This window comes from Roseivirga sp. 4D4 (assembly GCF_001747095.1).
In the GTDB taxonomy this organism is placed as follows: Bacteria; Bacteroidota; Bacteroidia; order Cytophagales; family Cyclobacteriaceae; genus Roseivirga.
In genome coordinates this window covers 4,355,046-4,373,033 of sequence record NZ_MDGP01000001.1, presented here as the reverse complement: position 1 = coordinate 4,373,033, position 17,988 = coordinate 4,355,046, and the positions used below count along the sequence as shown (strand labels likewise).

General features: G+C 42.3%; 19 protein-coding genes. 8 read left to right on the top strand and 11 right to left on the bottom strand.

Annotated elements, in window-relative coordinates; translation table 11 throughout:
* The first annotated feature begins 33 nt into the window (after nucleotides 1–33).
* The 4 genes from BFP97_RS19160 (at nucleotide 34) to BFP97_RS19145 (ending at nucleotide 3,450) form a co-directional block, all read left to right on the top strand.
* Entirely contained in the window at nucleotides 34–684 is a 651-nt protein-coding gene (locus tag BFP97_RS19160; protein ID WP_069843962.1) for a DUF4290 domain-containing protein, read from the top strand.
* On the top strand, nucleotides 685–1,992 hold the full coding sequence (gene murA, locus BFP97_RS19155) for a UDP-N-acetylglucosamine 1-carboxyvinyltransferase (RefSeq protein ID WP_069843961.1): 1,308 nt from the start codon (nucleotides 685–687) through the stop codon (nucleotides 1,990–1,992). It abuts the gene before it with no gap.
* A 60-nt stretch (nucleotides 1,993–2,052) separates the two neighbouring features.
* On the top strand, nucleotides 2,053–2,682 hold the full coding sequence (locus BFP97_RS19150; protein WP_139135380.1) for a hypothetical protein: 630 nt from the start codon (nucleotides 2,053–2,055) through the stop codon (nucleotides 2,680–2,682).
* A gap of 90 nt (nucleotides 2,683–2,772) precedes the next feature.
* Nucleotides 2,773–3,450, top strand: coding sequence for a hypothetical protein (locus BFP97_RS19145; protein ID WP_069843959.1), 678 nt, complete (start codon nucleotides 2,773–2,775; stop codon nucleotides 3,448–3,450).
* On the opposite strand, the gene BFP97_RS19140 is transcribed toward BFP97_RS19145, so the two are convergent.
* From BFP97_RS19140 to dnaN, 6 genes are all read right to left on the bottom strand, one after another.
* A complete protein-coding gene (locus BFP97_RS19140; protein WP_069843958.1) occupies nucleotides 3,447–4,709 on the bottom strand; it encodes a sulfate adenylyltransferase subunit 1 in 1,263 nt (420 codons plus the stop codon). The two genes, BFP97_RS19145 and BFP97_RS19140, sit on opposite strands and share 4 nt — an antisense overlap.
* Nucleotides 4,696–5,601: a sulfate adenylyltransferase subunit CysD gene (gene cysD / locus BFP97_RS19135; RefSeq protein WP_069843957.1), complete on the bottom strand. Its 906-nt coding sequence runs from the start codon at nucleotides 5,599–5,601 to the stop codon at nucleotides 4,696–4,698. Before cysD ends, BFP97_RS19140 begins: the two co-directional genes overlap by 14 nt.
* A gap of 11 nt (nucleotides 5,602–5,612) precedes the next feature.
* Nucleotides 5,613–6,311, bottom strand: a complete 699-nt coding sequence (locus tag BFP97_RS19130) for a phosphoadenylyl-sulfate reductase (protein ID WP_069843956.1) — start codon at nucleotides 6,309–6,311, stop codon at nucleotides 5,613–5,615.
* A gap of 2 nt (nucleotides 6,312–6,313) precedes the next feature.
* On the bottom strand, nucleotides 6,314–6,562 hold the full coding sequence (locus tag BFP97_RS19125) for a DUF2061 domain-containing protein (protein ID WP_069843955.1): 249 nt from the start codon (nucleotides 6,560–6,562) through the stop codon (nucleotides 6,314–6,316).
* A gap of 80 nt (nucleotides 6,563–6,642) precedes the next feature.
* Nucleotides 6,643–7,056 (bottom strand): RrF2 family transcriptional regulator, encoded by a 414-nt coding sequence (locus BFP97_RS19120; RefSeq protein WP_069843954.1) that lies wholly within the window; start codon nucleotides 7,054–7,056, stop codon nucleotides 6,643–6,645.
* Between the two features lie 88 nt (nucleotides 7,057–7,144).
* On the bottom strand, nucleotides 7,145–8,266 hold the full coding sequence (dnaN, locus tag BFP97_RS19115) for a DNA polymerase III subunit beta (RefSeq protein WP_069843953.1): 1,122 nt from the start codon (nucleotides 8,264–8,266) through the stop codon (nucleotides 7,145–7,147).
* A gap of 266 nt (nucleotides 8,267–8,532) precedes the next feature.
* Between dnaN and BFP97_RS19110 the strand changes: the two genes are divergently transcribed.
* Genes BFP97_RS19110 through BFP97_RS19095 form a run of 4 tightly spaced genes read left to right on the top strand, consistent with a single transcriptional unit; the run spans nucleotide 8,533 to nucleotide 12,399 of the window.
* Nucleotides 8,533–10,677, top strand: a complete 2,145-nt coding sequence (locus tag BFP97_RS19110) for a nitrite/sulfite reductase (protein WP_069843952.1) — start codon at nucleotides 8,533–8,535, stop codon at nucleotides 10,675–10,677.
* A 1-nt stretch (nucleotide 10,678) separates the two neighbouring features.
* Entirely contained in the window at nucleotides 10,679–11,443 is a 765-nt protein-coding gene (cobA, locus tag BFP97_RS19105; RefSeq protein WP_069843951.1) for a uroporphyrinogen-III C-methyltransferase, read from the top strand.
* A gap of 1 nt (nucleotide 11,444) precedes the next feature.
* Nucleotides 11,445–12,071: a bifunctional precorrin-2 dehydrogenase/sirohydrochlorin ferrochelatase gene (locus BFP97_RS19100; protein WP_069843950.1), complete on the top strand. Its 627-nt coding sequence runs from the start codon at nucleotides 11,445–11,447 to the stop codon at nucleotides 12,069–12,071.
* Nucleotides 12,072–12,081: 10 nt separating this feature from the next.
* Nucleotides 12,082–12,399 carry a rhodanese-like domain-containing protein gene (locus BFP97_RS19095; RefSeq protein WP_069843949.1) on the top strand — a complete coding sequence of 106 codons (318 nt, stop codon included), beginning with the start codon at nucleotides 12,082–12,084 and terminating at the stop codon, nucleotides 12,397–12,399.
* Between the two features lie 3 nt (nucleotides 12,400–12,402).
* On the opposite strand, the gene BFP97_RS19090 is transcribed toward BFP97_RS19095, so the two are convergent.
* From BFP97_RS19090 to BFP97_RS19070, 5 genes are all read right to left on the bottom strand, one after another.
* Nucleotides 12,403–12,882: an SAM-dependent methyltransferase gene (locus BFP97_RS19090; protein WP_069843948.1), complete on the bottom strand. Its 480-nt coding sequence runs from the start codon at nucleotides 12,880–12,882 to the stop codon at nucleotides 12,403–12,405.
* An 11-nt stretch (nucleotides 12,883–12,893) separates the two neighbouring features.
* The gene (gene gldG / locus BFP97_RS19085) at nucleotides 12,894–15,314 is read right to left on the bottom strand and encodes a gliding motility-associated ABC transporter substrate-binding protein GldG (RefSeq protein ID WP_083262667.1); all 2,421 of its coding nucleotides are present in this window, start codon (nucleotides 15,312–15,314) and stop codon (nucleotides 12,894–12,896) included.
* Nucleotides 15,298–16,212 carry a gliding motility-associated ABC transporter ATP-binding subunit GldA gene (gene gldA, locus BFP97_RS19080; RefSeq protein ID WP_069843947.1) on the bottom strand — a complete coding sequence of 305 codons (915 nt, stop codon included), beginning with the start codon at nucleotides 16,210–16,212 and terminating at the stop codon, nucleotides 15,298–15,300. Before gldA ends, gldG begins: the two co-directional genes overlap by 17 nt.
* A 23-nt stretch (nucleotides 16,213–16,235) precedes the next feature.
* Nucleotides 16,236–16,937 (bottom strand): SDR family oxidoreductase, encoded by a 702-nt coding sequence (locus BFP97_RS19075; protein ID WP_069843946.1) that lies wholly within the window; start codon nucleotides 16,935–16,937, stop codon nucleotides 16,236–16,238.
* 191 nt (nucleotides 16,938–17,128) lie between these two features.
* Nucleotides 17,129–17,947 carry a purine-nucleoside phosphorylase gene (locus BFP97_RS19070; RefSeq protein ID WP_069843945.1) on the bottom strand — a complete coding sequence of 273 codons (819 nt, stop codon included), beginning with the start codon at nucleotides 17,945–17,947 and terminating at the stop codon, nucleotides 17,129–17,131.
* Between the last annotated feature and the right edge of the window lie 41 nt (nucleotides 17,948–17,988).

Here is a 17,988-nt window from a genome sequence, read left to right as displayed (position 1 = left end):
TTATTGTTAATTTGACCTATACTTTAAGAATTAATGGGATTAGAATATAATACAGAAAGAACTGATGTAAGGCTGAAAGAATACGGTCGTAACATTCAGAAGCTAGTAGATCATATCAGAACTATTGAGGATACCGAGAAGAGAAGTGCATACGCACAGACGCTAACCGACCTCATGAAACAAATCAACCCGAACCTCAAAAGCGGTCAGGACAATGATCAAAAGGTATGGGATGACTTATACATCGTTTCCAATTTCGACCTTGAAATTGAAGCGCCTTTTCCAATGCCAGAAAAATCTGTGATCGGAAAAAAACCTCAGCGTATGGAGTATAAAAACTCCAAGATCAAGTACATGCACTATGGACGTAGTGTTGAACATATGATCGAGCAAACGATCAAAATGGAAGATCCTGAGACTAAGAAATCTGCTGTGATCCACATTGGCAGACTTATGAAAGGGTTTTATAACACTTGGAATAAGGACAATATCGATGATGAGATCATCCTAAAACAAATCAAGCAGCTTTCAAACAATGAGCTTGACATCGATATTGCTGAAGTAAAAGAGTTCGGTCTATTTGATAACAATATTCGTGAGAAAAGGCCTCAGAATAGAAGCAATAGAGATCGCGATAAGAGAAATAACAATCGTAGAAGAAACAATAACAGACGCAGAAACTAAATGTCCTCATTCGTCATTGAAGGTGGCACCAGGCTTTCAGGGGAAATAATTCCTCAAGGTGCCAAAAATGAAGCGCTTCAAATCCTATGCGCAGTTCTACTGACTTCTGAACCCATTACAATCAATAAAGTCCCTGATATCAGGGACGTCAATAAGCTCATTGAGCTATTGGCAGATTTGGGCGTTGAAGTTACCCACCTTGGTGGCGAAAGCTATAAGTTCTGTGCCAAAGATGTCAATATTGACTATCTGGAAACTCAAGAGTTTCGTACAAAGGCCTCTTCCCTTAGAGGCTCAATCATGATCCTCGGTCCATTGTTGGCTAGGTTTGGCAAGGGTAAAATCTCCAAACCCGGGGGCGATAAGATTGGACGAAGAAGACTTGATACGCACTTTTTGGGTTTTCAAAAACTGGGAGCACGTTTCCTTTATGAAGCAGAGACTGGCATGTACCATATCGATGCTTCTGATCTAAAAGGCACCTACATGCTCTTGGATGAGGCCTCAGTAACTGGTACGGCCAACATTTTAATGGCTGCTGTACTTGCCAAAGGCAAAACCACCATTTACAATGCCGCCTGTGAACCCTATCTGCAGCAACTTTCTAAAATGCTAAATAGGATGGGCGCCAAAATAACAGGCGTAGGTTCCAATCTATTACACATTGATGGTGTGGAGCAACTCTCTGGCACTGAGCACACCATGCTTCCAGACATGATTGAAATTGGTTCATTCATTGGTATGGCGGCAATGACTCAATCCGAAATCACCATCAAAGATTGTCAAATCAAAGAATTGGGCCTTATCCCTGAAACCTTTAGGAGACTTGGTGTACAAATGGAGTTCAGAGGGGATGATATTTACATTCCAGCGCAAGAGCACTATGAGATAGAAACGTTCATTGACGGATCAATTATGACTATTGCTGACTCAATTTGGCCAGGATTAACACCTGACCTTTTGAGTATAGTACTTGTCATGGCAACCCAAGCCAAAGGAACTGTCCTTGTTCACCAGAAGATGTTTGAAAGCAGACTTTTCTTTGTAGATAAACTCATTGATATGGGTGCTCAAATCATACTTTGCGATCCACACAGAGCTACCGTGATTGGACTTGACAGAATTCAAAAGCTGAAGGGTATTCGTATGACCTCCCCAGATATCAGAGCTGGTCAAGCGCTTCTAATTGCTGCCTTGTCTGCGGAAGGCACCAGTGTCATAGACAATGTAGAGCAAATCGATAGAGGTTATCAAAACATCGATGGTCGATTAAACGCACTTGGGGCTAAAATTGAGCGAATAGAATAAAAAGACGATGTCATGCGATTGAAAAGGCTATTAAAAAGTCAAAATCTCAAAGTATATATTATGGAGCTATTCATAGTGATACTGGGAATATCAATCGCGTATCAACTTAATATCGTCAACGAGCGAAGAATCAATAATCGGCTCGAGCTGAATGTTATAAAGAACTTAAACAAAGAAGTTCAAATCAACATTGCTGAATTTCAAAGCCTTGAGCGTTATCGGGAAAGAATAACCAAAGACGCTGAACGCCTGCTTCGGTTGCTTGACAAAGCACCGATCTCTATAGATAGCGCCAACGAATATGTGTTTCGTTTGGTGCAGACGTCCACTCCAGATCTCCAAAGGCAAGCAGCCAATTCATACTTAAGCAGTAATTATGGAGAGTCTAACACAGCACTAAAAAACGAATTCCTAAGCCTAGAGACATACCTTCAGGAGTTGCTCGAAATGTCCGATGGATATAGAATAAGGAAGGAACAGGACTACATGCGATATCTGAGAAACAGTGTTGACTTTGCTCGAAGAAAAGTGACAGACATTGAAATGATTAGAGCATTAGCCTTCAAAAATATCGTTTGGAACATGGTGGCCGATGAATATGAATTGAATAGGCTATACAATCAGGCATCAGCTCAGCTTTACAAGATCGACAGTCTGATTGATGAAATTCTTTTGCCTGTTGACAAATAGACTAGTCCAGATGTCAGATTTTGTAAAAACCGAAAGCTTAAGCATCTTTAGGGCCAGCTCAGTCGTCTTTAATTTAACTGGGCATATTAAATGGTAAAATTCGGCACTTCCAGACGACTCAAACGCAATGACATTTATACCTATCTGATGGAGATCTTCATCGTGATATTTGGTATTACAGCAGCCTACCAGCTTAACGTTTACTATGAGGATCAAAAAGACCTGAAGCTAGAAATGGCAGCTATCAAACGCGTAGCTGATGAAAATGCCAATAACATGCACGTGTTTGAAACCTTGATCGGTAGTAGAAAGAAACTGGAGGAGGATACAAGACAGCTAGCACGATTCTTATTTGTTGGAGAAGATCTCGAAGTAGATAGCATCTCACACTATCTGTTCGATATTAACAGAACACATAAACCCATCACACAGATGGAAGCGCTTAACTTCTATCTCAACTCTAATTACACCAACAAGAATTCTGATCTCAAAAGTGCCTTAATACAAATCAAAGCTTACTATTTAGAATTAAGAGACGTTGTAGACTACTACGTACGTATGAAGGAAAAGTACTACAGCGACTTTCTGGTGTCTGATGTGGACTTTGGAGAAGAAAAAATAATCTCTCTCGAGAAAATACAGAGTGTTGAGTTCAAAAATTTGGTAGTGAACCTCCTTTCGAATGAACTCGAACTTAACTCCCTTTTCGATCGGGTTTATGATCGAGCCATCACCCTCGATGAGCTTATAGATGAGAGGCTCAACTAACCAGCAAAGCCCACTCCCACCGTATTATTAGTGAACTCATCGATCAAGATGAAAGCTCCATTGGCTCTGTTCTTATTATAAGAGTCAACTAAAACAGGTTTTGAAGACCTCAGCGTTACCTGACCCACATCATTCAAATTAAGTTCGGTAGCAGTTTCGTCCTTGATAAGGTTAGATGTCTCTACCCGATAGTTGATACCCGAGACCTTTACCCTAGATTCATTGATGCCATGTTGAAGCTTGTATGTTTTACCATTTACCAATGGTGTGTTATCCATCCAACAGATATTAGAAACCAATTCCTTGGAGCCAATAAGCGCTTCATCTTTAACCAACATGTCTCCTCTGCTGACATCAATATCGCGATCTAGCCTGATTGTAACTGATTGGGTTGCTTCGGCATATTCAAGCGAGTCTTCGAACTGATCAATAGACTCAATTCTGGCTGTCAAGCCTGATGGTAAGGCCCTAACAGTATCTCCCTTTGAAAAGACACCACTGGCTACTTTTCCTGCATAACCTCTATAATCATGAAAGTCTTCAGATTTAGGTCGAATGACTAATTGTACTGGAAAACGGGCAGGTTTATTATTACTATCGGGGTGTACCTCAATGGACTCCAAGATATTCAGTAAGTGGTCACCTTTGTGCCAGCTCATTTGCTTGTTATGATTGGCTATGTTTTCCCCATGCAACGAACTTACTGGGATAAAGTCAATTGTGAGGTTTTCAAAGGTCTCGTTATCTAGCAATGCCTTGAAATCCTCAACTACCTCATTGAATCTCGCTTCACTATAATCGACCAAGTCCATTTTGTTCACACAGACTATCACTCTTGGCACCTTCAAAAGGTGAGAGATATAAAGGTGTCGATGTGTTTGTTCAGCAAGGCCGTTACGGGCGTCCACCAGTACAATGGAAACATCAGCATTAGAAGCTCCTGTTACCATATTGCGCGTGTATTCGACATGGCCAGGAGTATCGGCAATGATAAATTTTCTCCTCGGTGTAGAAAAGTATATGTGTGCCACATCAATGGTAATCCCCTGTTCTCTTTCTGCAACCAGGCCATCAGTAAGTAATGATAGATCGGTATAACCGAGCCCTTTTCTACGGCTACTTTCCTCAATAGCCAAGAGCTTATCTGTCGTAATCGAATTGGTCTCATAAAGAAGTCGACCAATTAATGTACTCTTTCCATCGTCTACGCTTCCTGCAGTAGCAATTCTTAAAACTTCCTTGTTCTTAGAAATAGCCATTGTTCTTCCTTTTTTCCATTGCTGCCTCTGAACGCTTATCATCAATTCTTGCGCCTCGTTCAGAAATTGTAGCGCTTAGTATTTCCTCAATTACCCTGTCTATATGCTTTGCTTCAGATTCCACAGCTGCGGTACAGGTCATATCACCTACCGTTCTGAATCGCACCACCTTTTTGCTCACTGCCTCATTATCAGATTTGTTGATAAAGGGAGAATCTGGCCAAATCATACCGTCACGCTCGAAGATATCACGCTCATGTGCATAGTAAATCGAAGGAATCTCAAGTCCCTCCTCTCTGATGTAGTTCCAAACGTCAATCTCAGTCCAGTTAGAGATTGGGAAAACGCGTACGTTCTCACCCACATTGATTCTGCCATTGAGCATATCAAAAAGTTCAGGCCGCTGTTTTTTTGAATCCCACTGACCGAAATCATCACGAACAGAAAAGATTCGTTCTTTAGCTCTAGCTTTTTCTTCGTCTCTTCTGGCTCCTCCAAGACATGCATCGAACTTCAATTCTTCAATGGCATCCAGTAAAGTCACCGTCTGGAGCGCATTTCGACTTGCATACTTTCCTGACTCTTCCTGTACCTTTTTCTGATCAATGGCATCTTGTACATAACGCACAATAAGTTCTAAACCCAACTCCTCTGCCAGACGATCTCTGAAAGCAATGGTCTCCGGAAAGTTATGACCGGTATCCACATGGAGCAGTGGAAATGGAATCTTACCAGGGTAAAAAGCCTTCTGAGCCAACCGCACTAGGGTGATAGAGTCCTTCCCTCCAGAAAACAGAATCGCAGGTCGCTCAAATTGTGCAGCTACCTCTCTCATGATATAGATTGCCTCATCTTCCAGTTCTCTTGGAAACTGGCCGTCAAATATTTTCATGCTTGTGTTGTTTAGACTTTAACTTGATGTAATCCACATTCTTTTTTGGAGGTCTCCCACCACCAACGCCCGGCACGAGCATCTTCTCCGGGTTCAATAGCTCTGGTGCACGGAGCACAACCGATGCTGATAAATCCTTGATCATGTAGCTTATTGTAGGGAACCTTATTTAACTTTAGGTACTCGATCATTTCATCATATGACCAATTGAGTAAGGGATTAAACTTGATGACCTGATTCCCTTCATCCCATTCAAGCATGTTGAAGGACTGTCGATTATCAGATTGCCCAGCACGTAATCCGGTAATCCATACCTTTGCACCTTTTAAAGCTCGCTTTAAAGGTTCTACTTTCCTTATATAGCAGCACTCCTTTCTATTCTCAATTGACTCGTAAAAGCTGTGCATACCTTTCTGAGAAGTCAGTCCTTCCACAGCTTGAGTATTCGGATAGTAGACCTTGATATGTTTTTTGTACCTCGACCTTGTCTGATCGATCAGATCGTAGGTCTCTTTAAAGAGTCTACCAGTATCTAAGGTGAAGACTTGGATGTTGAGATCATTTCGAAAAATTGAATCAGTAATCACTTGATCTTCCTGGCCAAAGGCCGAGGAGAACGCCACTTGACCTGAAAACATTTCAGCCAAAAAAGCCAGTGACTCGTTCAGAGGTTTTCCCTCAATTTCTTTGTTAAAAAAATCTAAATCCATTCCTACTTTCTGAGTTTTACGTTAGCCCATGCCCGCTCATGGAGATAATACAAGATCATTTTGGAGACTACTTCTACCGAACCGATCGATAGGGCCATTGCTACCTCACCTGTCACAAAATAAGCTATGAGCATGGTATCAATTGTACCTACAATACGCCAACTGATGGTTTTGGCGATGCTTTTCAGGTTACTATCACTCTTATTCGAGATAGTCTCAATCCTTCTGTTAATGGTCGTATCTAATAGCATATTTCGTCACGTCAATAGACTTACATTTGCAAATCTATGTATTCCCTACCTTTTTTGTAGACTAATAACGCAAAAAAAATCTATCGGTTCCTTAAAATGTCTTTAAGTGTCTTGTTTTCTAGAACTTTTAGGGTGTTGTCACGCACATCTGCCATAACACGATTTAAACCGCAGATCTCCTCCTGGCAGTTTTCGCACTTCTCATAATAGTTAAGGCTGACACAGGGTAACAAAGCGATTGGCCCGTCTAGGACTCGAATTACTTTTGCCAATGGAATCTCTTCGGCTGATTTTATCAGGTAGTATCCTCCCCCTTTTCCTTTCTTACTTCCCAATACACCAGACTTTTTAAGTTCAAGTAAGATGTTCTCCAAGAACTTTAATGAAATCTGCCGCTCTTGAGAAATCTCTGAAATTAGGATAGGCCCTTTGCTGTGATTTTCTGCCAGATAGGTCAAGGCATGAAAGGCATATTGGGTTTTTTTGCTTAGCAAATTCTGATCTTTTGTAATTCTAAGTTATTCAATTTTTCCAACAAAAAAGGAGCCGAAGCTCCTTAGATAAATTTCATTGATTGATCGCCTAGTAGTTATTCAACATAACTGGCATTACTAGCATCAAGATGTCCTCGCTTTCGTCCTTCTCTCCAGGTACGATTAGTCCGGCTCTATTCGGTGCAGACATCTGCAGCGTTATTGACTTAGAGTGTAGGTTACCCAACATCTCTACCAAAAACTTAGCGTTGAAGCCAATTTCCAGATCCTCACCTTCATGCTCACAAGCCAAAGTCTCTTTCGCTTCGTTAGAGAAATCTAAATCCTCTGCTGAAATCGTCAACTCACTGCCTGTAATCTTCAATCGGATTTGATGAGTGGTTTTGTTAGCGTAAATCGAAATCCTTTTCAATGAACCCAAGAACTCATTTCGATCGATGGTCATCTCAATCGGGTTCTCACTCGGGATTACATTCTCATAATCTGGGAATCGCTCATCGATCAAGCGGCAGATCATTTTAATATTATTGAAGTTGAAGTATGCATTTGATGCGTTGTACTCCAAGATCACATTTGAATTCTCTGATGGAAGAGTCGACTTCAACAGGTTCAATGCCTTTCTCGGTATAATGATCGACATTCCAGAATCGGTAGCGACATCCACTCTTCTGTATCTTACCAATCTGTGACCGTCTGTTGCCACAAAAGTCGTATTTGTATCATCTAGCTTAACAAAGACTCCAGTCATCGCGGGTCTTAGCTCATCGTTACTCGTTGCAAAAATCGAATTATTAATGGCGCTGCTCAAAACGTCTGTTGACATGTCCACAGAATAAGCATCAGTTACATCTGGCACTTTTGGAAAGTCGGTGGCGTTTTCACCAGCCAACTTATAGCGACCATTGTCAGAATTAATTTCGACACTATAAGTATCACCATCTATGCTGAAAGTCACCGGTTGCTCCGGTAAATTCTTTAGGGTATCCATCAAAATCCTCGCAGGAACCGCTATACTACCATTTTCCTTTGCTTCAACATCTATTTCAGTGATCATTGATGTCTGAAGATCAGAAGCTGTGATGGTCAAAAGCCCATCATTAATTTCGAATAAAAAGTTTTCTAAAATAGGTACCACAGGGTTGGTGGTAATTACTCCATTAATGTTAGAAAGTCGCTTGAGAAGCTCGGCTGAAGAAACAATAAACTTCATAAATGGTCGATTTTTGAGATGGTTTTATTAAGCGGATAAAATTAACAATAAAATCTATACATAGAACTTTATTACCCCTTTTTGAAGCGCCAACATGAGCTTCTTTTAATGTCAGCCGCGCTACCCATTCCAAAGCAATTCTTCACGTTTTACATTAAGATGGAACCTTTTGAATATTATTACCCTACTTAATTGGTAGGTTTTATATCCTTTTCATTTACTTTGCGTTCAATTCTTCGCATCAGGCAGATCAAATAGTATTAATTATGTCATTAAGCGTTTCAACTAAAGTCAGCAAGACAGCCAAAAAAGATATTCTCGAACTCCAAAGCAGGATTGATAAATTCAACAGAGGAGAAATCGAAGAGGACAAATTCAAACTGTTCCGACTAACCCGTGGGGTCTATGGGCAAAGGCAGCCAGGCGTACAAATGATTCGTATCAAATTGCCTTATGGCAAAGTCACGGCACAACAGCTCATTAAGATCGCGGATACGTCTGATAAGTATGCAACAGGTAACCTACACCTCACCACGCGGCAAGACATCCAGTTACATTACGTAAAGCTAGCCGATTCTCCAGCACTATGGTCGGAACTTGAAGAAGAGGATGTTACACTTCGGGAGGCCTGCGGCAATACTGTTCGAAATGTGACCGCATCACCAGATGCTGGTATCAACCCAAACGAACCTTTTGACATTAGCCCTTATGCGCATGCCTTAACCCACTACTTTCTGCGGAATCCAATCTGCCAGGACATGGGCCGAAAAGTAAAAATCGCTTTTGCCTCAGATGAAAAAGATACTGCCATGACCTATTTCCATGATGCGGGTTTTATTCCAAAACTAAAATATGAAGGCAATCAGAGCATACGTGGTTTCAAAGTAGTTATTGGAGGTGGTTTAGGCGCGCAGGCCATACCCGCTCAAACGGCCTATGAATTTCTCGAGGCTGATCAAATCATCCCTTTTACGGAGGCATTAATACGCGTATTTGATCGCTATGGAGAACGAGCTAACCGAAGCAAGGCTCGTATGAAATTCTTGCTCAAAAAGATAGGCTTTGAGCAGCTAATGGAACTCGTAGAAGCAGAAAGAAAAGCACTCGCTAATCAAAGCTTTGTCGTGGATGACGACTTGGTTCCTACGATTATACCTGAGGAAAAATCAGTACCGAAAGTAGAAATAGAAGACTGGGAAACCTTTGAAGACTGGAAACGGACCAATGTATTTGAGCAGAAGCAAAAGGACTACTTTGGTGTCTGGATTAGGGTACCTCTTGGAGACATCCATTCGAAATCGGCCAGGTCTCTTGCCAAACTGGTGAGACAATACGCAGCAGATGATATACGGGTCACGGCCAATCAAGGGCTTCTATTGAGGTATGTTAGGGCTGAATACCTACCCTGCATCTACAGAACCTTGTCTGAGCTAGACTTGAGCAAGCCTGGTTTCGACTCTACCCATGACATAACCGCTTGTCCGGGAAGCGATACCTGTAATCTAGCAGTGACAAACAGCACTGCCCTGACTACGAAACTAGAGGAGATGCTCAGCACAGAATTCAAGCACCTTATTGATGAGTCCTATATCAAGATCAAAATTAGTGGTTGTATGAATGCCTGCGGTCAGCATATGGCAGCCAACATTGGCTTTCATGGAAGTTCCATCAAGAATGGAGCTCTAGTCATTCCAGCAATGCAAGTAGTGATTGGTGGCGGACTCTCACCCACGGGAGAAGGATTTATAGCAGAGAAAGTGATCAAGATTCCTACTAAACGGATTCCGTCAGGTTTGGCCATGGTACTTCGGGAATATGAGGCCAAATCTGAAGCCGGTGAATACTTCAATGACTTTTATCAAAGACTCGGTAAAATACACTTCTACCATCTGCTCAAGCCGCTAGCCAATGTCCCTTCATTGGCTAGAGAAGATCATATGGACTGGGGAAAAACCGAAGACTTTATTCCGGAGATTGGTGTTGGTGAATGTGCCAGTGTGATGCTGGATGTAATCGGAACCATAATCGAAGAGTCTCAAGAGCGACTTGATTGGGCCAAGGAAGGATTGGAGCAAGCTGCTTGGGCCGATTCCATTTATAACAGCTATAGCAGTTTCGTGATTGGTGCAAAAGCTTTACTGCTCAGTGAAGACATCAAATGCAATACTCAGATCGGTATAATCGAGAGTTTTGAAGAACACTTTGGAGATCATGAATTCTTCAAACTAGCAGATGGATTCAAAGCATTTGTGCTAAGAATGAAAGTAGAGCAACCGAGCTCCGAATTTGCTCAGGGGTATTTCAAGGATGCAGGAGCATTTCTTGAGCGCGTCAGGTTATTCAGAGAGGTTCAATTAAAAGCATCTGACAACGAAGAAAAACTAGTGATCACAGACTTCTACAAAGCTTAAAATGAACACATACCCTAAACTCACCCTAGTGGGTGCCGGACCTGGAGACCCTGACTTGATCAGCTTGAAAGGTATAAAAGCCATTGCCGATGCCGATGCGATTCTCTATGATGACCTGGCAAGTAAGGAACTGCTCACCTATGCCAAGCCAAAGGTCGAGAAGATCTATGTAGGCAAGCGTGTGGGCAAGCACAGCCATACGCAAGATACAATCAACGAATTGATCGTGCATTTTGCCAAAGAAAAGGGGCATGTGGTCCGCCTAAAAGGTGGAGACCCATTCATTTTCGGTAGGGGTTATGAAGAGGTCGAGTATGTGAGAGATCACAATATCGAAACTGCCATAGTCCCTGGTATCAGCAGTGCTCATGCGGTACCCGCTTTACAGGGAATACCACTAACCAGTAGAGGTGTGAGTCAAAGTTATTGGGCAGTTACAGCCACCTCTAAGGACGGTACGATGACCAAAGACATAAGCCTCGCAGCACAATCCACCGCCACAGTAGTCATCTTGATGGGAACGAGGAAGCTTAAGGAAATCTGTGAGACATTCTCTGCATATGGTAAACAGGAAACTCCTGTTGCTATTATCCAAAACGGCACCATGGCAAATGAGAGAATAGTAATAGATACGGTCGACTCAATTTATGCTAAAGCAAAGGCAGAAAGCATATCTTCCCCCGCAGTGATCGTCATTGGTGAAACAGTGAGTCTGTCCGATATATCGTGGAAAGAACGCTTCAAGCTCAACCAATACTTTGGATAACATGGCCAACGAATTATACCCAGTATTTTTAAAAGTTCAACAATTCGACACGCTTATAGTCGGAGGTGGTGAGGTCGGACTTGAGAAACTCACATTCCTATTGAAGAGTAGCCCCAAGGCTAAGGTTACCCTTGTCGGAAAAGAAATTAAGACAGAGATCAAGTTGCTAGCTGCTAATCACGACCATGTTACGCTATTGGAACGTGAATTCTTCAATGAAGACCTGACCGGAATGCAAATGGTAATCATCGCCACTGAAGATCATGAAACCAATGTTAGCATAAGGAACGAGGCTAAGTCCAGAGACATCTTAGTTAATGTAGCAGACACACCTGACCTCTGTGATTTCTATTTGGGTAGTATTGTCACGAAAGGGGACTTGAAAATCGCCATTTCGACAAATGGAAAATCACCAACTATCGCCAAACGACTAAAACAGGCATTGAACGAGGCTCTACCACATGAGATGGATAGTCTTCTGCAGAATATGAGGGTGATTCGCGATCGGCTTGGTGGAAATTTTGGATTTAAAGTGAAAAAACTGAACCACATCACCCAATCCTTAGTTTCTCAAAGACAAAATGATAACCCTTGCCCTGAAGGTTGCCCTTTAGCACAAAAGGACTAATATTGACAACATGAAAGAAGTTACCGTTAAAGAACTTGAAGCTCTAAAATCATCTGGCACCGATTTTCAATTGATTGACGTGAGAGAACCCAATGAATTTGAGATTGCAGAAATCGGTGGTGAGTTAATCCCCATGAACTCAGTTCCACAAAACGTGGATAAGTTCTCTAAGGACAAGCAGGTGATTGTGCATTGCCGAAGTGGCAAACGTAGTGGCGATGTGATCAGCTGGCTAGAAGCAAATCACGGCTTCGAAAATCTCTATAACTTAAAAGGTGGCATTCTTGCTTGGGCAGATGAAATAGACCCTAGCGTTCAGAAATACTAGTCACTATCGCTCATAGAGAAACACCTCCGTAGAGGTGCCATTTCTCATTTGAAATGAGAAAGCCTTTTTCGCTTGCCAGCCTGGCAAATCAAAATCATGTGTGACGATTCTGGCCCCAGGTTTAAGCTCATTTTCGAGCTTCATAGATAGTGTGCCCAAAACCCCTCTATTCAGGTATAGGATGAAGACGTCACCCTTGCTAAAATCAAAGTCCATCATGTCTTCTTCAATGATCAGAATCTCATTGGTCAGCTCACTTTCCTTAATCTTATCATAGGCTAAGGCCAAAGCCTCCGGCAGTATTTCAAGGCCTATGCCCTTCGCTCCATACTGCTGATTTGCTCTAATAAGAGACATTGCATCACCGCAACCTAAATCGACAACGATATCTGTAGACTTCACTTCTGCCACTTTGAGTTTAAAATCAATTAAGTCAACAGGTGTTAATCCAAATATTTCGCGATTGACTGGTGTGTTTAACATCTTAGCTGGTATTAGCCGTTAGAAAACCTACTGTATTTCCGTTTCCGGAGAACTCCTCTTGCAACACCGAAAAGAACGATCAAGATGATCGGCCCGACCAAGTTGAGTACTTGCCAATAAGCTCTTTCGGCATTAACCTTTACCTTATTTAAAGGACGAATTTGAACTTCTTTGGCACGTGCGGTTATCAAACCGTTTTCATCGGTGAGATAGGTTAAGGCATTAAAGAGAAAGTCTTTGTTTGCGTATCGAACTTTGTCTCCTTCTTCCCGAAAGGGATTAAAGCCTAATTCCATTGGAGCACCATTCCTCAGGTCTAATTCATTCCGAATCATATCACCATCAGAAACTACAACGATCTTACCATCCTCACTTTCTCCTTTGAATCTAGCCTTTTCTTCATTCGACAACACACGGTTTTTGAAAAGCGAAGTGAAACTACCTTCCAATAGATAGGCGATCGGTTCTCTCCCATGGTCAAAACTAGCCGGGTCCGGCTGATTGGCGTAGTCTTCAAAGGCGACTCGGGCGGGAGCGGCCATTACTCTGGTGAAATCAGAAGTAAACATGAGAGGTGTCTTCTTGACTCCATCCGCTTTTACAGTATCTATGGTGCCGAAAGTTCTGGCGTAAACCGCATCCAGATTTTTTGTAATTGGGTGATCCGCAAAATCATTGACAGCGGCATAGAAAGGCCAAGGCAGATTGATAATATTCTGATTATCATCAACCACAACAGGGTATCGACCAAAATTCTGAATGTCTTGAACATAGTTCTTGTTCAGCCGAACACCATAGCGAAATAACATGTCGTCCAGACCTGTTTCAACAGGTAGCCCTAATGTCCCCGCCCCTGCGGCTCTTGCCATATCAGCATTCAAGGCATCAATCAAAAACAGGGCTTTACCACCATGCATGATGTATTGATCCAGCTTGAACTTATCGTCTCTTGAATATGCTTCCCGCGGTTTGGAGATGATTAATGCATCAAAACCTTTAATGCGATCTTGTGCCGATAAATCCACATACTCTAGGTCGAAATATTGGATCATCTCAGCATTGAATCCAGCGATATTCACAGAATCTAGTTCTTGATGCCCTCTCACCAGTCCGATCTTTTTTCGATCGACCTTAGCCAATCGCTGAATACCTACTGCTAGATTGAATTCTAAGTTTTCAATGGACTGGTTAATCGCTTCATCAGGGGTTAAGCCGATTTTTGCCCCATCAGAAAGCAGGATTGCACCTGCCTGATCATTGTAACTTATAATAACATAGGGGAAAATGAAGCGTCTTACCTGATTACCATTTTCATTAAAAATGGCCTGAGTCGGTGACAGTCTCAGTCGGCTGGTTAAGTAGTCGAAGTTTTCTTGCCGTTCCTGATCGGTTTCTGCATCATTAAAATCTGTGAAGAAATAATTGAGCTGACTACCCGACTTATTTTCAAACTCCTTTAGTGTCTGCACCAAAGACTTTTGTAATCTGAGATATTGTGAAGGCAAATCTCCTGCTAAAAGGATCTCGATGGAGAGCGGTTGGTCCAATTTCCTCAATAACTCACCTGTTGCAGGCTTTAAGGTGAAGCGCTTATCGGCCGTTAGATCTATCCTCAAATAGGCATTGGCTGCTGCAATATTGAAAACAAGAATGACGATTATACCAATCGCAAAACCTCTCAAAATCTTACTACGAATAGGTTTAAAAGAGAAAAGCCTTGTCGCCATTTTCAAATGGGTCAACAAAAGCACAATAGCCGCTACACTCACAAAATAAGCTACATTTCGGGTATCAATTAGTCCACGCCCCATGGCTTCGAAATGATAACTCAGACTTAATTCTTCTATCAAAGTGGACAACTGACCAGAGAACAAACCTGCTAAGGACTCTACCCCTGCAAACATGAAAAAGCAGAAGAAAACAGCGATAATAAAGGCAATGATTTGGTTTTCGCTAAGGGATGAAGCCAGTATACCGATCGCGGCAAATACACCTCCCAACAATATGAGTCCCAGATAAGAGCCAGCAATACCGGGCACGTCCAGGTTACCCACAGGATTACCCAACTCGGAAATAGAATAACAGTAAATAAGCGTTGGAAGAATCGAGAAGATCACCAAAGTAAATGCTGCGAGGAACTTGCCCATGATGATCTGAAAATCGGTCAAAGGCCTGGTCAACAACAGTTCGATAGTTCCCGTTTTGTTTTCTTCTGCCAGCATACGCATGGTAATGGCTGGAATCAGAAACATGAAAACGAAAGGCCCCATGGTGAAGAGGGTTTCCATATCCGCATAGCCATAGGTGAGGATACTGGTCTCTGGAAATACCCAGGTAAGTAAACCAATGCCTGTTAGAAAGACTCCTATGACCACATAAGCGATCAAGGAATTTAGAAACTGCCTGATCTCCTTTTTATAGATCGCCCACATCCGAAGTTTGGGTTAAGTTTCTAAATACTTGTTCCAGGTCCTTTTCTTGCTGTTGCATGCTCAGAATGACCCAGTCATTCTTTTTGGCCAACTCGAAGATTTTTGGCCTCAAATCTTCTTTCGAGGTATGTGTAATTTCAAAAGTGTTTTCGCTAATCGATTCTACCGATCCAAAAGCTTCGAACTCCTTTGCGTCAACTGATGACTGCAACTCTACTCTCAGCACTTGTTGACTTTCAGTAAGGTTCTCGACCGTATCATTTGCGACAATATTACCCTTATCGATAATGATCACGCGATTACAAAGTGCTTTGACTTCTTGCATGATGTGGGTCGAAAGGATAACCGTCTTGTTTTTGCTGATCTCCTTAATAAGATTTCGAATTTCAACCAGTTGGTTGGGATCCAAACCTGTTGTGGGTTCGTCCAAGATCAATACACTTGGGTCATGGATTAAGGCTTGTGCCAAACCTACGCGTTGACGATAGCCCTTACTCAGGGTTCCTATCTTCTTGTTTTGCTCGACAGTCAACCCACACAGTGAGACCATATCCGTAATGCGCTCTTTTAAAGCCGGACCTTTTAGGCCATGCAACTCTCCGATAAAGGCAAGGTATTCATGAACATACATATCCAAATAAAGTGGATTATGCTCAGGGAGATAGCCAATTTGCTTGCGTGCATTAACCGGGTTTTGGGTCACATCGATATCAGCCACTTGAACCGTTCCGCCAGATGGCGGAATAAAGCCAGTGGCTATCTTCATTGTCGTGGATTTACCAGCGCCATTGGGCCCCAGAAAGCCTAATATATCACCCGGATTTACTTCAAAAGAGATATCATTTACCGCTTTCTGACTTCCGTAAACCTTAGTGAGTTGGCTGACTTTGATGGACATTGAAAAATTAACGTATTGCCGACTTATTTATTGGGCCTGCCCTTTGGCATTAGTGGCCTAACCTCTACATCCACCACGTGGTAATTCGGATGAGTTTCAAGGCTCTGCAATATAGTCATTGCAATGTCTTCCGGACGCATCATATTTTCATTTGCATTGGCAAATTCTATGCTGTCAAAAAAGTTTGTATTGGTAGAACCAGGATATATGGTGGATACTTTGATACCGTGTTGTCGCAATTCCTTGAAAATGGACTGACCGATGCCCCTAACCGCATGTTTTGTGCCCACATAACCAGACATTGTCTCTACCCCGTTCGTTCCTGCGATAGACGCAATATTCACGATATGACCTTCTTGCGCTTCGATCATATCGGGTGCTACCATTTTTGTACAATAGAAGAGACCATGAACGTTCACATCAAACATAGCTTTCCAGTCTTCTACTTCCATCTCATGGATAAGTCCCTGAACACCAAAGCCAGCATTATTGATCAACACTGATGCATTCCCAAGCTTTTCTTTTGTCAACCTGAAAGAGCCTTGCACGTTCTCCCAATTGGCCACATCGGTACCAAAGAAGTGATAGTTTTCATGATCTATCTCGGGATTAGTTCTTCCCCAACCAGCTACCACCATTCCGGCATCGAGCAATACTTTGACCGTTTCCAATCCGATGCCTTTGCTTACACCAGTGACTATTGCGAGTTTTCCTTTTAATTCCATCTTACTTTAATACTTTTTGCTTGGTTTTGGTTCGGCATTTGAGGCAAGTTATACAGTTTTTTTAAGCCAGAGCAGTGCCTATCTCCACCCCCAGCCCCCGCCAGCGGGGGACATCATCAATTTCCTCTATTGCGGGAGGTGCCAGAATGACGGAGGGTGACTTAAAATCACCTTAAGAGTCTAAAACTTCATTACTGCTTTGCAACAAGCTCTTTGATAATTGTAGTCATTCCTTTTTCTGCCTTAAAAGCCGCTTCGAGTATCTTGCTGATCTCAGCTTTTTCAAGGTTATCCGGATCGCAAAGATCTGTGATGGCGGAAATAGCAAATACCGGAAGATCCATATGTCTCGCGACAATCACTTCCGGGATGGTAGACATACCCACGGCATCGCCACCAATTCGACCAATGAAGCGATACTCAGCTCTAGTTTCGAGGTTTGGCCCGCTCACTCCGGTGTAAACTCCTTCATGGCATCGTATATCATTGGCCTTCGCGATCTCCAAAGCCTCATCAATCATTTTTCTTTCATAAGGCTCACTCATATCTGGAAAACGGCCTCCGAAATCATCCAGATTAGCACCCGTCAATGGGTTTTCTTTGGTCAAATCGATATGATCTTCGATGATCATCAAATCGGCCACTTGATAGCTCAAATTGACTCCTCCAGCCGCATTGGAAACGAAGAGCTTCTCTATTCCCAGCTTCTTCATAACCCGAACCGGGAAGGTTACCTCCTTCATATCGTAGCCTTCGTAGTAGTGAAAACGTCCTTGCATCGCTACAACTTTTCGACCTGACAGTTTTCCGAAAATGAGTTTTCCGCTATGGCTCTCTACAGTCGATACCGGAAAGTTGGGAATGTTGGCGTACTCCAATTCTTGTTCTATCTGAATGTCATTTACCAAGGCACCCAGACCGGTTCCCAAAATAATTCCGAACTCAGGTTCATAGTTGCATTGTGATTTTATAAAGTCGACTGTTTGGTAAACCTTTTCAGTATAAGTCATAGCTAGAATATCAATGGAAGTCTATATCAGGTAAACAAATA

Excerpts from the sequence above, each read along its gene's own strand:
- BFP97_RS19160 (WP_069843962.1), top strand. The coding sequence starts at position 34 with ATGGGATTAGAATATAATACAGAAAGAACTGATGTAAGGCTGAAAGAA.
- murA (WP_069843961.1), top strand. The coding sequence starts at position 685 with ATGTCCTCATTCGTCATTGAAGGTGGCACCAGGCTTTCAGGGGAAATA.
- BFP97_RS19150 (WP_139135380.1), top strand. The coding sequence starts at position 2,053 with ATGGAGCTATTCATAGTGATACTGGGAATATCAATCGCGTATCAACTT.
- BFP97_RS19145 (WP_069843959.1), top strand. The coding sequence starts at position 2,773 with ATGGTAAAATTCGGCACTTCCAGACGACTCAAACGCAATGACATTTAT.
- BFP97_RS19140 (WP_069843958.1), bottom strand. The coding sequence starts at position 4,709 with ATGGCTATTTCTAAGAACAAGGAAGTTTTAAGAATTGCTACTGCAGGA.
- cysD (WP_069843957.1), bottom strand. The coding sequence starts at position 5,601 with ATGAAAATATTTGACGGCCAGTTTCCAAGAGAACTGGAAGATGAGGCA.
- BFP97_RS19130 (WP_069843956.1), bottom strand. The coding sequence starts at position 6,311 with ATGGATTTAGATTTTTTTAACAAAGAAATTGAGGGAAAACCTCTGAAC.
- BFP97_RS19125 (WP_069843955.1), bottom strand. The coding sequence starts at position 6,562 with ATGCTATTAGATACGACCATTAACAGAAGGATTGAGACTATCTCGAAT.
- dnaN (WP_069843953.1), bottom strand. The coding sequence starts at position 8,266 with ATGAAGTTTATTGTTTCTTCAGCCGAGCTTCTCAAGCGACTTTCTAAC.
- BFP97_RS19110 (WP_069843952.1), top strand. The coding sequence starts at position 8,533 with ATGTCATTAAGCGTTTCAACTAAAGTCAGCAAGACAGCCAAAAAAGAT.
- cobA (WP_069843951.1), top strand. The coding sequence starts at position 10,679 with ATGAACACATACCCTAAACTCACCCTAGTGGGTGCCGGACCTGGAGAC.
- BFP97_RS19100 (WP_069843950.1), top strand. The coding sequence starts at position 11,445 with ATGGCCAACGAATTATACCCAGTATTTTTAAAAGTTCAACAATTCGAC.
- BFP97_RS19095 (WP_069843949.1), top strand. The coding sequence starts at position 12,082 with ATGAAAGAAGTTACCGTTAAAGAACTTGAAGCTCTAAAATCATCTGGC.
- BFP97_RS19090 (WP_069843948.1), bottom strand. The coding sequence starts at position 12,882 with ATGTTAAACACACCAGTCAATCGCGAAATATTTGGATTAACACCTGTT.
- gldG (WP_083262667.1), bottom strand. The coding sequence starts at position 15,314 with ATGTGGGCGATCTATAAAAAGGAGATCAGGCAGTTTCTAAATTCCTTG.
- gldA (WP_069843947.1), bottom strand. The coding sequence starts at position 16,212 with ATGTCCATCAAAGTCAGCCAACTCACTAAGGTTTACGGAAGTCAGAAA.
- BFP97_RS19075 (WP_069843946.1), bottom strand. The coding sequence starts at position 16,937 with ATGGAATTAAAAGGAAAACTCGCAATAGTCACTGGTGTAAGCAAAGGC.
- BFP97_RS19070 (WP_069843945.1), bottom strand. The coding sequence starts at position 17,947 with ATGACTTATACTGAAAAGGTTTACCAAACAGTCGACTTTATAAAATCA.